Annotated in this window: 12 protein-coding genes and 1 tRNA gene; 9 read left to right on the top strand and 4 right to left on the bottom strand. The window is 53.8% G+C overall.

Annotation, left to right across the window (positions count from 1 at the left end):
• Positions 1–61: 61 nt before the first annotated feature.
• From ACOT1A_RS03475 to ypdK, 4 genes are all read left to right on the top strand, one after another.
• Positions 62–991, top strand: a complete 930-nt coding sequence (locus ACOT1A_RS03475) for a formate/nitrite transporter family protein (RefSeq protein WP_022648872.1) — start codon at positions 62–64, stop codon at positions 989–991.
• Positions 992–1,066: 75 nt separating this feature from the next.
• Positions 1,067–1,138: transfer RNA gene (locus ACOT1A_RS03470), tRNA-Arg, on the top strand.
• 248 nt (positions 1,139–1,386) lie between these two features.
• Complete coding sequence (gene lpxP / locus ACOT1A_RS03465; protein WP_168713920.1) at positions 1,387–2,307, top strand: kdo(2)-lipid IV(A) palmitoleoyltransferase; 921 nt, start codon at positions 1,387–1,389, stop codon at positions 2,305–2,307.
• Positions 2,308–2,666: 359 nt separating this feature from the next.
• Complete coding sequence (gene ypdK / locus ACOT1A_RS03460) at positions 2,667–2,738, top strand: membrane protein YpdK (RefSeq protein WP_099458937.1); 72 nt, start codon at positions 2,667–2,669, stop codon at positions 2,736–2,738.
• A gap of 57 nt (positions 2,739–2,795) precedes the next feature.
• On the opposite strand, the gene alaC is transcribed toward ypdK, so the two are convergent.
• A complete protein-coding gene (alaC, locus tag ACOT1A_RS03455) occupies positions 2,796–4,031 on the bottom strand; it encodes an alanine transaminase (protein ID WP_023300650.1) in 1,236 nt (411 codons plus the stop codon).
• A 386-nt stretch (positions 4,032–4,417) separates the two neighbouring features.
• Between alaC and ACOT1A_RS03450 the strand changes: the two genes are divergently transcribed.
• Together ACOT1A_RS03450 and ACOT1A_RS03445 are read left to right on the top strand one after the other, a co-directional pair.
• The gene (locus ACOT1A_RS03450) at positions 4,418–6,115 is read left to right on the top strand and encodes a sensor histidine kinase (protein WP_022648926.1); all 1,698 of its coding nucleotides are present in this window, start codon (positions 4,418–4,420) and stop codon (positions 6,113–6,115) included.
• A gap of 13 nt (positions 6,116–6,128) precedes the next feature.
• Positions 6,129–6,860, top strand: a complete 732-nt coding sequence (locus ACOT1A_RS03445; protein ID WP_023300652.1) for a LytR/AlgR family response regulator transcription factor — start codon at positions 6,129–6,131, stop codon at positions 6,858–6,860.
• Between the two features lie 35 nt (positions 6,861–6,895).
• Here the strand turns inward: ACOT1A_RS03445 and glk are convergent, their stop codons facing one another.
• Complete coding sequence (gene glk, locus ACOT1A_RS03440) at positions 6,896–7,861, bottom strand: glucokinase (RefSeq protein ID WP_022648928.1); 966 nt, start codon at positions 7,859–7,861, stop codon at positions 6,896–6,898.
• A 205-nt stretch (positions 7,862–8,066) separates the two neighbouring features.
• On the opposite strand from glk, the gene ACOT1A_RS03435 reads away from it, so the two are divergent.
• Positions 8,067–9,302 carry an ion channel protein gene (locus tag ACOT1A_RS03435; protein WP_276169893.1) on the top strand — a complete coding sequence of 412 codons (1,236 nt, stop codon included), beginning with the start codon at positions 8,067–8,069 and terminating at the stop codon, positions 9,300–9,302.
• Here the strand turns inward: ACOT1A_RS03435 and ipdC are convergent, their stop codons facing one another.
• Positions 9,303–10,961 (bottom strand): indolepyruvate decarboxylase, encoded by a 1,659-nt coding sequence (gene ipdC / locus ACOT1A_RS03430; RefSeq protein WP_276169894.1) that lies wholly within the window; start codon positions 10,959–10,961, stop codon positions 9,303–9,305.
• 186 nt (positions 10,962–11,147) lie between these two features.
• Here ipdC and mgrA point away from each other — a divergent pair, with 186 nt between their 5' ends.
• Together mgrA and ypeC are read left to right on the top strand one after the other, a co-directional pair.
• A complete protein-coding gene (mgrA, locus tag ACOT1A_RS03425) occupies positions 11,148–12,146 on the top strand; it encodes an L-glyceraldehyde 3-phosphate reductase (protein WP_045308677.1) in 999 nt (332 codons plus the stop codon).
• Between the two features lie 127 nt (positions 12,147–12,273).
• Positions 12,274–12,621, top strand: coding sequence for a DUF2502 domain-containing protein YpeC (gene ypeC / locus ACOT1A_RS03420; RefSeq protein WP_022648932.1), 348 nt, complete (start codon positions 12,274–12,276; stop codon positions 12,619–12,621).
• Between the two features lie 33 nt (positions 12,622–12,654).
• Here ypeC and ACOT1A_RS03415 read toward each other — a convergent pair whose 3' ends face one another.
• Complete coding sequence (locus ACOT1A_RS03415) at positions 12,655–13,893, bottom strand: Nramp family divalent metal transporter (RefSeq protein WP_023300656.1); 1,239 nt, start codon at positions 13,891–13,893, stop codon at positions 12,655–12,657.
• Between the last annotated feature and the right edge of the window lie 275 nt (positions 13,894–14,168).

Raw genomic sequence — 14,168 nt, 5'->3', positions numbered from 1 at the left:
CCACGGGCAAGGCGCCAAAAGCCGCTACGCTTAAATGAGCGATTACCCCGAAGGAGCAGTTATGAAAGATATTAACGAAGAAAAAATTGGCGAGAACAATGAGGAACATGAGATTGAAAGTGAGGAGAAAGACCGGGGAGAAGAGATAGAAGTCGATGAGGATCGCCTGCCGTCGCGCGCCATGGCCATTCATGAGCATATTCGCCAGGATGGCGAAAAGGAGATGGAGCGTGATGCAATGGCCCTGCTGTGGTCGGCCATCGCAGCCGGTCTGTCGATGGGTGCCTCTCTGCTCGCCAAAGGTATATTTCACGTTCAGCTGGAAGGCGTGCCGGGCGGTTTTTTGCTGGAGAATTTAGGCTACACGTTCGGCTTTATTATCGTCATTATGGCGCGACAGCAGCTTTTCACGGAGAACACCGTCACTGCCGTACTGCCCGTCATGCAAAATCCGACCCTTGGTAATTTTGGTTTACTGATGCGCCTGTGGAGCGTCGTGCTGCTGGGGAACCTGATCGGTACGGGCGTTGCAGCCTGGGCCTTCGAGTATATGCCAATCTTTGATGAACCGACCCGCGACGCATTCGTGAAGATTGGCATGGATGTAATGAAAAATACGCCGGTTGAAATGTTCTCTAATGCCATTATCTCCGGCTGGATCATCGCCACTATGGTCTGGATGTTCCCGTCAGCGGGCAGCGCGAAAATCGTGGTGATTATTCTAATGACCTGGCTTATCGCACTCGCCGATACCACGCACATTGTTGTCGGGACCGTTGAAATCCTTTATCTGGTATTTAACGGCACACTCCACTGGAGCGACTTTTTCTGGCCGTTCGCCCTGCCTACTCTCGCAGGCAACATTTGTGGCGGAACTTTTATCTTTGCACTGCTGAGCCATGCGCAAATCCGTAACGACATGTCCAACAAGCGTAAGGCCGAACTTAAGGCTCAGGAAAAAAAGGATAAAACTGCCGAAAAATCGGCGTGAACGGCGACTCTTTGACCAGTCAGGCGGCAATGCGCTTAACGAGAAGTGTAAATAACGCTATACTCTTGCCGCTTCGTCCCCTTAGTTAAATGGATATAACGAGCCCCTCCTAAGGGCTAGTTGCAGGTTCGATTCCTGCAGGGGACACTTTTAATTTCCCCCTATAATCCCTGATTTATCAATCCGCTTTGCAATTGCCGCTTTTTTAAGCAAAAACGAGTAATAGCTCATATTGTATAACGGTGCTACATTAAGCCGCCCACCCAAGTCAGCAATGGCCAGGCAACGTCGTAAAGAACGGTAAAGCCTGCAACCATGACCTCGTCCTACGGTCTCAATGGCACGTGGTATCGCGAAGTCTGCGCTACCTTCACAGGCTTTACAAAGGTTCCACTATTTTGTCTCAATCCAAATTTCAGCGGGCGTTTCTGCACCCGCGCTACTGGTTTACATGGTTCGGCCTTGGCGTACTTTGGCTGCTGGTCCAGCTTCCTTATCCCGTGATTCGCTTCCTGGGTTCGAAGCTCGGCAGCGCATCGCGTCACTTTCTTAAGCGTCGCGAGTCCATTGCCCGAAAAAATCTTGAACTTTGCTTTCCGCATTACAATGCGCAGCAGCGTGAAACGCTGATCGCTGAAAACTTTAAATCTATCGGTATGGCGTTGCTTGAAACCGGTATGGCCTGGTTCTGGCCAGACGAGCGTGTCCGTAAATGGTTTGACGTTGAAGGTCTGGATAACCTCAAACATGCCCAGATGCAAAAACGCGGCGTGATGGTTGTGGGTGTGCATTTTATGTCGCTTGAGCTGGGCGGCCGCGTTATGGGTCTTTGTCAGCCGATGATGGCAACCTATCGCCCGCATAACAGCGCACTGATGGAATGGGTACAAACGCGGGGCCGCATGCGTTCAAATAAGGCGATGATCAGCCGTAACAATCTGCGCGGTATGGTTGGCGCCCTGAAAAAAGGTGAAGCCGTCTGGTTTGCCCCGGACCAGGACTACGGCCCTAAAGGCAGCAGCTTTGCCCCTTTCTTTGCGGTTAAAGATGTCGCTACGACGAACGGTACCTTTGTGATTTCACGTCTCTCTGGCGCCTCGATGTTAACGGTGACCATGGTCAGAAAAGCGGATAAGTCAGGCTATCGTCTGCATATCTCACCGGAGATGGCGAACTATCCTGAGGATGAGAGTGAAGCCGCGACCTTTATCAATAAGGTGATTGAGTTTGAGATTATGCGAGCACCTGAGCAGTATCTGTGGATGCACCGCCGCTTTAAAACCCGCCCTCTGGGCGAAGCCTCACTTTATATCTAACCCCTTTCGAAGGTTAGTTTCGCTAAGAAACTAACCTTTTCAAGCACCTGTAATCGCAGTGCGTAACGGCTTTTTTCGACCGTCGCTCAACAGGCATTTATTGCGTACCGAAATCAAACTGTCGCCGTTCCACGACACTCGTAAGTATCGGAAATTATTTAAAAAAATGCCTCTTGTCACTCCTGAAATTTAGGCGTACATTAGCGCCGTCTGGCGACAGGAAAGCACAGAATTCAGAGCTGAAGTTAGCGACGTAACGGGATAATTCCGATTTCCCCTTTCGCATGATTTCAACTCTCTATACTCAGTTGGACTCTGTTTTTTTAATGCGTACCGGAAGATACGCGGAGCGATGAAACGTGAAATATTTCTTTATGGGCATTTCGGTTATTGTTTTAGTTTGGGCCGGAACGTTTGCTCTGATGATCTAGTTAAGAAAATGCAGTCAAAAAAACAGGCGCCGTTGGCGCCTGTTTTTTTGGTGTCCGTTACGACTCGGGTTGTTCCACGACGCTCTTAACTGCAAGCAGGCCATCCGCGCGGAACATGCTTTTAATCCCCCGCACAGCCTGACGGATACGGTCGCTGTTTTCGATCAGCGCGAAACGCACATGCGTGTCACCGTAGTCACCAAAGCCAATGCCTGGAGAAACGCAAACCTTCGCGTCCTGAAGCAGTTTTTTGGCAAATTCCAGAGATCCCATCGCCGCATACGGCTCGGGGATTTTCGCCCAGACGTACATGGAAGCTTTAGGCATTTCAACCATCCAGCCCGCTTCGTGAAGCCCTTTTACCAGCACATCACGGCGGCGTTTGTACTGGGCGGCAATATCAAGCACGCACTGCTGATCCCCTTCCAGCGCCGCGATGGCCGCGACCTGCAATGGCGTAAACGTACCATAGTCATGGTAACTTTTAATACGCGCCAGGGCGCTCACCAGCGTTTTGTTTCCCACCATAAATCCAATTCGCCAGCCCGCCATGTTGTAGCTTTTCGACAGGGTGAAAAACTCAACCGCCACATCACGGGCACCCGGTACCTGCATAATTGACGGCGCTTTCCAGCCATCATAAACGATATCAGCATAGGCGAGATCGTGTACCACCAGCACGTCGTAACGCTTAGCCAGCGCGACCACTTTCTCAAAGAATTCGAGTTCGACGCATTGTGCCGTTGGGTTGGACGGGAAACCGAGGATCATCATTTTCGGCTTCGGATAGCTTTCACGAATCGCCCGTTCCAGCTCGTTGAAGAAGTCGACGCCTTCCACCAGTGGGACAGAACGCACCTGCGCGCCAGCAATCACCGCCCCATAAATATGAATTGGGTAGCTCGGATTCGGCACCAGGACTGTATCGCCGTGATCGAGCGTCGCCAGCATCAGGTGGGCCAGCCCCTCTTTGGAGCCAATGGTCACAATCGCTTCGCTTTCAGGATCGATATCCACCTGATAACGATCCTGATACCAGCGGGAGATCGCCCGACGCAAGCGTGGAATGCCGCGTGAGGTTGAATACCCATGGGTATCGGGACGCTGGGCAACTGTGCAGAGTTTCTCAACGATATGCGGCGGCGTTGGGCCGTCAGGGTTACCCATACTGAAATCGATAATGTCTTCACCGCGCCGACGCGCAGCCATTTTCAGTTCAGCAGTGATATTGAAAACATAAGGGGGGAGACGATCGATACGCGTAAAACGGCGTTCAGGACTGAATTCAGCCATAGATTCCTCAGAGTCACGTTAGCGCCCGGACCGTCCGAGCGACGCTGCCACCCGTGTGGCATGCTTAGAAAATAACCTGAAGAAAAAGACGCTGTCGAGGGGATAACGGCAAAACAATATATTGCGCTAAAACGGGAATGCGATTGCAGTGAAAAGCGGAACTCTTATCGTGATCAGGCAGTTTTAAGCGCTGCGATTTAACACAATATTTTCAGTATCGTTACCCGACGCTTCTCCCCAAACGAAAAAGCAGCGACTTTCAGTCAAAAGCCAGCAATCCCCTTTGAGAATTATGGTTTTTCCCCATTTGATAAATCTGATGGATAGCTGGTCATCTGGCCCTATGTTTTCTATCATAGATTTTTCCCGTTTTCCCAGGCCTGACCGTGCACGAAATCTTCAATATGCTCCTGGCGGTGTTCGACCGCGCGGCATTAATGCTGATCTGTCTCTTTTTCCTTATCCGCATCCGCTTGTTTCGCGAACTGTTGCATAAATCTGCCCACTCGCCAAAAGAGCTGCTGGCCGTTACGTTTATCTTTTCGATGTTTGCCCTGTTCAGCACCTGGTCCGGCGTGCCGGTAGAAGGCTCGCTGGTGAACGTGCGCATCATCGCCGTAATGTCAGGCGGGATCCTCTTTGGTCCCTGGGTCGGGATTATCACAGGCATTATCGCCGGCACCCATCGATACCTGATTGATATTGGCGGCGTGACGGCAGTCCCCTGCTTTATCACCAGCATTATTGCCGGGGTACTCTCCGGCTGGATTAACCGCAAAATCCCGAAAAAACAGCACTGGCGTGCGGGGATAATCGCGGGGATGGTCTGCGAAACGCTGACCATGATCCTGGTCGTCGTCTGGGCACCGACCACTGCGCTGGGGCTGGATATCGTCTCGAAGATCGGTATTCCGATGATCCTCGGTAGCGTCTGTATAGGCTTTATCGTGCTGCTGGTGCAAAGCGTGGAAGGCGAAAAAGAGGCCAGCGCCGCGCGTCAGGCGAAGCTGGCACTGGATATTGCCAACAAAACGCTGCCGCTTTTCCGACACGTTAACACCGAATCTTTACGTCAGGTTTGCGATATCATCCGCCGGGATATTCACGCCGATGCGGTCGCCATCACCAATATTGACCACGTGCTGGCCTATGTTGGCGTCGGTGAGCACAATTATCGCGACAGCGACGATACCATCAGCCCGACCACCAGACAGGCGATTAACTACGGAAAAATCATCATTAAAAACAATGATGAAGCCCACCGGACGCCAGAGATCCACTCAATGCTGGTGATCCCGCTGTGGGAAAAAGGCGTGGTCACGGGGACGCTGAAAATTTACTACTGCCATGCGCACCAAATCACCTCCTCGCTCCAGGAGATGGCGATTGGCCTGTCGCAGATTATCTCCACCCAACTCGAAGTTTCGCGTGCGGAGCAGTTGCGCGAGATGGCAAATAAGGCAGAGCTGCGTGCCCTGCAAAGCAAGATCAATCCCCATTTCCTGTTTAACGCGTTGAACGCTATCTCCTCTTCCATTCGTCTTAATCCGGATACCGCGCGGCAGCTGATTTTTAATCTGTCGCGCTATCTGCGCTACAACATTGAGTTAAAAGACGACGAGCAGATCGACATCAAAAAAGAGCTGTATCAAATCAAGGATTACATCGCGATTGAGCAGGCACGCTTTGGCGATAAGCTGACGGTCATTTACGATATTGATGAAGAGGTCAACTGCGTGATCCCAAGCCTGCTGATCCAGCCGCTGGTGGAAAACGCCATTGTTCACGGCATTCAGCCGTGTAAAGGAAAAGGCGTGGTCACGATTAGCGTGACGGAAAGCGGTAACCGCGTGCGAATCGCCGTGCGCGATACCGGACACGGCATCGATCCAAAAGTGATCGAGCGCGTCGAATCAAACGAAATGCCGGGAAATAAAATCGGGCTCCTGAACGTACACCACCGGGTCAAGCTGCTGTACGGTGACGGGCTGCACATTCACCGCCTTGAGCCGGGCACCGAGATTGCTTTTTATGTCCCGAACGAACGAACGCCCGTTAATGCCCCCATATCCTTGTTGCCGTAGGCCGGAGTAACAGATGAAAGTCATCATCGTAGAAGATGAAATTCTGGCTCAGCAGGAGTTGAGCTGGCTTATCAAAACCCACAGCCAGATGGAGATTGTTGGCTGTTTTGAGGATGGTCTGGACGTGCTGAAATTTTTGCAGCATAACCGGGTCGACGCGATTTTTCTCGATATTAATATTCCGTCTCTGGACGGCGTTCTGCTGGCGCAAAATATCAATCAGTTCGCCCATAAGCCGTTTATTGTGTTTGTCACCGCGTGGAAAGAGCATGCCGTGGAAGCCTTCGAGCTGGAGGCGTTTGACTATATTCTCAAGCCGTATCAGGAGTCACGTATTATCAGCATGCTGCATAAGCTGGAAGCCGCATGGCAGCAGCAGTCGCTGCCCACCAGTGCCAGTCCGGTAGCGCGTGAAAACGACACCATTAATCTGGTGAAGGACGAACGGATCATCGTCACGCCTGTCGACGATATTTACTATGCTGAAGCGCACGAAAAAATGACGTTTGTCTATACGCGGCGTGAGGCCTACGTAATGGCGATGAACATCACCGAATTTTGCAACAAACTCCCGTCAGCGCACTTCTTCCGCTGCCACCGCTCGTTCTGCGTCAATCTGAACAAGATCCGCGAGATCGAACCCTGGTTTAATAACACCTATATTTTGCGTCTAAAGGATCTGGATTTTCAGGTGCCGGTAAGCCGCAGCAGAGTGAAAGCGTTCCGCCAGCTCATGCACCTGTAGCGCGTTCCCTCTCCCGCAGGAGAGGGAGACGGATGTCAGAGGATCTGGCCAAGTACCTGACGCAGATGCGCCCCGGAGCCAAGCAAGCCCGGATTGTCGTGGACAATCAGGTAAACCGGAATGTCCTGCACGTAACTTTTGAAGCGGCCTTTGTCTTCAAAGCCACCACGGAAACCGGAGGCGGTAAAGAAATCGAGGAAGCGCGGCACGATCCCGCCCGCAATATAGACCCCGCCAAAGGTGCCGAGATTCAGGGCCAGGTTGCCGCCGAAACGCCCCATAATGACGCAGAACAACGACAAAGCACGACGGCAGTCAATACAGCTGTCGGCCAGCGCGCGTTCGGTCACATCTTTAGGCTGCAGATTTTCCGGCAGACGACCGTCTGATTTTACAATCGCCCGATACAGGTTCACCAGACCCGGACCAGAAAGCACGCGCTCGGCCGACACGTGACCAATCTCGGCGCGTAGCTCCTCAAGAATAATGCCCTCTTCTTCGCTGTTCGGCGCAAAATCCACGTGGCCGCCCTCACCCGGCAGGCTGACCCAGCGTTTGTCGACGTGGACCAGGTGCGCCACCCCCAGACCGGTTCCGGCACCGTAAACAGCAATGGGTTTGCCTTCAACCGGGGCCGTACCGCCGAACTGAATCAGATGCTCAGGTTTAAGCATTGGGATAGCCATGGAAACCGCAGTGAAATCGTTGATAATTTCAAGGTGCGAGAAGCCGAGGTTTTTCCGCATTTCGGCAATTGAAAAGGCCCACGTGTGGTTGGTCATCGCCACCCAGTCGCCGGTGATCGGACAGGCGATGGCGATACAACCGTCTTCAACGCTCACTTTATGCTCTTCAAGATAGACGCGAACTACCGCTTCCAGGCTTGGGTAATCCAGCCCTGAATAGGTTTTCGCCTGAGAAATTTCACCGCTGTTTACATCGCACAGGGCAAGGCGCGCGTTGGTGCCGCCTACATCACCTACCAAAGCATACTTTGTCATTCTTCTACTGCTCCGCTAAAGTCAGAATAAATCTTTGGGACACTGTAAATTCAAGGCGTGATAACAACAACGACCAGAAGGTGACTGCCCATGGATTATCGATCTTCGTCACATAATAACTTTACCGTTTCAGCACCTTTTGCACTATTGCCACAATGCTGATTGTGCAAAGTAACGTTAAGCCGTTTTGTACAAGGAAATCATCATGCTCCATCCGCGAGCCAGAACCATGCTGTTATTGGCTGTCCCGGCGCTAATTATTGGCGTAGCGTCGAGCCTGGTGCTCATCGTCGTCATGAAAGTAGCGGCAGTGCTGCAAACGATTTTATGGACCGCGCTGCCGGTTAAACTTGGCATCAGCACTGACTCGCCAGGGTGGATCATGATGATGCTGACCCTGACCGGAATTGCCGTAGGTCTGGTGATCCGCTATAGCCCGGGCCATGCCGGGCCGGACCCGGCACTGGAACCCTTGATTGGTGCGCCAGTATCTCCCTCTGCTCTGCCGGGGCTTGTTATCGCGCTGATTATCGGTCTTGCGGGCGGCGTAAGCCTCGGGCCTGAACATCCCATTATGGCGGTTAATATCGCGCTGGCGGTCTTTCTGGGAGCGCGTCTTTTCCCGCGCGTTGGCGCGCTGGACTGGACGATTCTGGCTTCCGCCGGTACCATCGGGGCACTGTTTGGTACCCCAATAGCGGCTGCGCTCATCTTTTCGCAAACGCTCAGCAGCGACAATGATGTGCCGCTGTGGGATAAACTCTTTGCGCCATTGATGGCCGCCGCAGCAGGGGCCCTCACGACCAGCCTGTTTTTCCATCCTCATTTTTCACTCCCCATCCCCCACTATGGCCAGATGCAACTCACCGATATTGTCAGCGGTGCCGTCGTCGTCGCGATAGCCATTGCGCTGGGAATGATCGCAGTGTGGTGTCTTCCGCGCCTGCATCGTCTGATGCACAGGCTGAAGCATCCGGTGCTGATTCTGGGTATGGGCGGTTTTATTCTGGGCGTTTTAGGCGCTATCGGCGGGACGGTTACGCTGTTTAAGGGTCTGGACGAGATGCAGCAGCTGGCCTTCAGCCAGGTCTTTGGCGTCTCCGATTATCTGCTGTTCGCGCTGGTAAAACTGGCGGCGCTGGTGATCGCTGCAGCCTGTGGTTTCCGGGGAGGACGGATCTTCCCGGCGGTATTTGTTGGCGTCGCGCTGGGGCTGATGCTGCATGAGCACGTCGACGCTGTCCCTGCGGCGATTACCGTCTCCTGCTCCATTCTGGGGCTGGTACTGGTGGTAACGCGCGATGCATGGCTGAGTCTGTTTATGGCGGCCGTTGTTGTGCCGGATACCACGCTTCTGCCGCTCCTTTGTATCGTGATATTGCCCGCCTGGCTCCTGCTGGCGGGCAAACCGATGTTGATGGCATGGCGAAACGACAGGTAATCAGGCGTTATTGCGCGCCTCCAGCGCTTTGGTCAGCGCGCTCAGCAGCGGCGGAATATCGGCTTTCGGCAGCATCACCTCGATCAGCGATAGTCGCTCGTGGTGTGCTACTTTATCCAGCACCTCAGCCAGTGTTTCCGCTTCGCTGACGCGCCAGCATTCTGCCTCTGGCGCCAGGCTCAGCGCCTGCGGGATCTGCGTCCAGTTCCAGAGGGCAATATCGTTATAGCGCTGCTCCGGCCCGTGGATGGCTCTCTCAACCGTGTATCCCTCGTTGTTAAGCACCAGAATAATCGGGCGCTGCTTGTCGCGCAGCATCGATCCCAGCTCCTGAATGGTCAACTGCGCGGCACCGTCACCCGTCAGGACAATCACGCGTCGGTTCGGACACGCTGTTTGCGCGCCAAACGCCGCCGCGAGCGTGTAGCCGATCGATCCCCAAAGCGGCTGGACGATAAAGTTCACGTCTGCCGGTAAACGCAAATCGATAGCGCCGAAAGCAGACGTCCCCTGATCAGCCAGAATAATGTCTCCGGGGCGAATAAACGTTTGCAGGGTACGCCAGAAGCTCTCCTGAGTCAGCGCCCCTTCGATAGTGGGGAAAGAAGAGCTGCTGTGATCAGATGGCGCTCGCGTATCACACACATGCGTTTTACACAGCGCTGTCAGCGTTTCAATGGCCTCCCTCATCGGGATACCCGTAAACCAGACGTCGCCGACGCGGGACGCGTGGGGCTGAACCTCTATCGTCTGATCTGGCGTCAGCTGGTGGGTAAACCCGGCTGTGAGCGTATCGGTAAAGCGCGTGCCAATGCACAGCACCGTATCAGCCCCCTCGATTGCCTCTTTGACCGCCGCGGCGCTCGCCGATCCGCTGTAGGTGCCATAAAAACCGCTCTGTCGTTCGTCAAAAATGCCCTTGCCCATCAGCATGGTGGCGTGTGCCATCGGCACCTCTTTCACCCACGTCTGAAGGGCCGCGCGCAAACCGTGGCGCAGCACCAGGAAGTCCGCTAACAGCGCGGTGCGTTTGCTCGTTAACAAACGCTTTTCGGCAGCCTCACGGAACGCTTGCATGCAGGCTGAATCGGCCGGTGCGGAGTTAAGAGTGAGAGCGCTTACAGGGGGCGTAGCGGCTTTTTTCGCCACATCGGCGGGCAGCATCAGGTAGCCCGGACGGCGCTCCCGCAGCATGGTGGTCAGGACTCTGTCAATTTCATAGCAGGCGTTTTGTTCGGTAAGCACCGCCTGTGCAACGGTGATGGGTTCGCTCATGTGGTAGAAATGGCGGAACTCGCCGTCGCCTAAGGTGTGGTGCAGTAACTCTCCTCGCTGCTGCGCCGCCATACCCGGAGCCCCCACAATATGGAGCACGGGGACATGTTCGGCAAAGCTGCCCGCCACACCGTTCATGGCGCTTAACTCCCCAACGCCGAAAGTCGTCAGGAGTGCGGCAAATCCCTTACAGCGGGCATAGCCGTCTGCGGCGTAAGACGCGTTCAGCTCGTTGGCGCAGCCCACCCAGCAGATGTCCGGGCTGTCTATCACATGGTCGAGAAACTGCAGGTTATAGTCGCCCGGCACGCCAAACAGATGATCGGCACCGCAATCTGTTAGTCGGTCCAGCAGGTAATCGGCGACGCAATAGGGGGTACGCATATTATAGGTGTCCTTCTGACGTTGACCTCACTCTGAGTATTAAATAAGCGTGAAGGGTGTCCAGAATTGGCGACATTCAGGGGCTGGAAAGAATGCTTTACGAAAAAAGCTGAGCTATGCTCATTTTCTTCAGGTTAGTGTAAACGCATACACTGATTTTTCTTTCCAGCGCCAGAGGTCTCGCTCATGGGTTATCAACCTGACAAAAATCGTTACCAGACAATGCAATATCGCCGCTGTGGACAAAGCGGCCTCAAGCTTCCCGCCATCTCGCTGGGGCTTTGGCATAATTTTGGCGACGCGACGCTGCTCGAAAACAGCCGTCAACTTTTACAGCGCGCCTTCGATTTGGGTATTACACATTTTGACCTTGCCAATAATTACGGCCCACCTCCTGGTTCAGCCGAACGCAACTTCGGGCGCATCCTGCAGGAGGATTTCCTGCCCTGGCGCGATGAGCTAATCATCTCCACCAAAGCGGGCTACACCATGTGGGACGGGCCTTACGGCGACTGGGGCTCGCGTAAATATCTGATTTCCAGCCTGGACCAGAGCCTCAGGCGTATGGGGCTGGAGTACGTTGATATCTTCTATCATCACCGCCCCGATCCACAAACGCCGCTGCGTGAAACGATGAAAGCGCTTGACCATGTGGTGCGCCAGGGCAAAGCACTGTACATCGGCCTGTCCAACTACCCGGCGGAACTGGCGCGGCAGGCGATTGAAATACTGGAGGATCTGGGCACGCCCTGTCTAATCCACCAGCCGAAGTACTCCATGTTTGAACGTGCGCCTGAAGAGGGGTTGCTGGACGTGTTGCAGCAAAATGGGGTGGGATGTATCCCCTTCTCTCCCCTGGCGGGCGGACAGTTGACCGATCGCTATCTGAACGGCATCCCGGCAGATTCTCGCGCAGCAAGCGGCAGTAAGTTCCTTAATCCGGAACAGGTCACCGACAAAAAGCTGGAAAAGGTACGCAAGCTGAATGCGCTGGCGGAAAAACGGGGGCAAAAGCTTTCGCAAATGGCACTGGCCTGGATCCTGCGCCACGATGCGGTGACATCCGTGCTCATCGGCGCAAGCAAGACCGGACAAATTGAAGATGCTGCAGGCATGCTTGAAAATCGTCATTTCTCCGCAGAAGAGCTGAAGACGATAGAAGCGATCCTGTCCAGTTCAGATTAAAAACACTTTTAGCAAAAAGTGCTCTCGTTCATGATTTAGGAGTTGAGGCGATGAAACGAATGTTTACCAACTCGTAAAATTGCGTTAACAGGTCGCACAGCGGCCCCGATCGTGAAGGAGAAAGAGTATGTTCAGGTCACTGATTCTTGCAGCGGTACTACTGGCTTCGGCCCCGCTGGTCGCCAATGCGGGCGAAATCACCCTGTTGCCATCGATTAAATTACAAATTGGCGATCGTGATGACTACGGCAGATACTGGGACGGTGGCTACTGGCGCGACCGTGACTACTGGCACCGACATTATGAGTGGCGTAAAAACCGCTGGTGGAAACACGATAACGGCTATCACCGTGGCTGGGATAAGCGTAAGGCCTACGAGCGCGGCTACCGCGAAGGCTGGAACGATCGTGACGACCGCCGTGGCGGCAGGGGTCACGGAAAAGGCAGAGGTCACGGTCACGGCCATCACCATTAACAGCAAAAAGGAGCCTCACGGCTCCTTTTTCTTTTACAGGCCTGCGGCTGTGCCTATCAGCAACCACATGTTTAACGCCACCACCACGACCACAATGGCCCACCCGGCGCGTTTCACCCACGTCGAATTCACCAGATCGCCCATCAGCGATTTGTTGCTGGTGAATATCAGGAGCGGCACCAGCGCCAGCGCAATACCGAAACTCAGCAGCACCTGACTCATCACCAGAATGCGGGTCGGATCCAGCCCCATCAGAATTACAATAAAGGAAGGCAGCATCGTTACCGAACGGCGAACCCACAGTGGAATATGGAAACGTACGAACCCTTGCATCACCACCTGCCCGGCCAGTGTCCCCACAACCGTAGAGGAAAGTCCCGCAGCAACCAGGCTTAAACCAAAAATAGTGGCAGCGGCATGGCTCAGCAACGGCTCCAGCGTCAGGTACGCCTGGTCGAGATCGGCAACCCCGGTATGCCCGTTAAAGTGAAACGCGGCGGCGGCAGTCGCCATCATCGCCAGATTCACAAATCCGGCAATGGTCATCGCAATTGCCACATCCCATTTCGAGGCGGAGTAGCGCTCTTTACTCGTCCCGCCGTGCAGATTTTGGGTTAAAGAAGAGTGCAGATAAATTACGTGCGGCATAATGGTCGCCCCCAGGACCCCGGCGGCCAGAAATACGGCTTCAGAGGTGGGTAACGACGGGATCACCATCCCTTTCGTCAACTGCACCAGATTCGGCTGGGAGAAAATCAACTCAACAATATAGGCGGCAGCGACGAACAGCAGCAGGCCGCCGATGACTTTCTCCAGCGGTTTTTGTCCCCGCCTCTGGAGCATCAAAATAAGGAACGTGGCGATACCGGTCAGCACGGCGCCCTGTAGCAGGGAGACGCCCAGAATAAGCTTAAAGCCGATCGCCGCCCCGATAAACTCGGCGAGATCGGTGGCCATGGCGATAATTTCCGCCTGGACCCAGTAAAACCATACCGCCGGACGCGGATAGTGATCGCGGATTTGCTCCGCCAGGTTTTTCCCGGTGGCAATACCCAGCTTCGCGGAAAGCATCTGAATCAGCATCGCCATCAGGTTGGCCCACACCACAACCCACAGCAGCTTATAGCCGAAACTGGCCCCGGCCTGAATATTGGTCGCAAAATTACCCGGATCGATGTAGCCAATCGCGGCAATGAATGCAGGTCCCATTAATGCGAACCGCAGCTTGCGTGCCGCCCTGCCGCTGCTACTCTCTACGCGACTATTCGTCATTTCTGCCTCTGGAAATATAGCCTGTGCTATGTTTTATGCTATCAAAATGAGAATGATTATCAAGTTCATTTGTAATGGTTAACATGATTACTCTGATAGCCAGGGACAATGGACAGGCAGGTGGAGCAAGGTCACAGAATGTGAAAATGCGCAGACATTTGTGAAGCGTAGCACACAAACTTAACTTTTCACTCATTTACCTAACATAACAAAAATGTATTGTTGATCACTATTTTTGAGACTCGTCACAGGATGTAACTATAGTGTGGGCTTGA

The sequence above is a fragment of the Enterobacter cloacae complex sp. SYL003 genome, assembly GCF_049236925.1.
Taxonomy (GTDB): Bacteria; Pseudomonadota; Gammaproteobacteria; order Enterobacterales; family Enterobacteriaceae; genus Enterobacter; species Enterobacter intestinihominis.
This window is presented reverse-complemented; position numbering and strand designations above follow the sequence as displayed.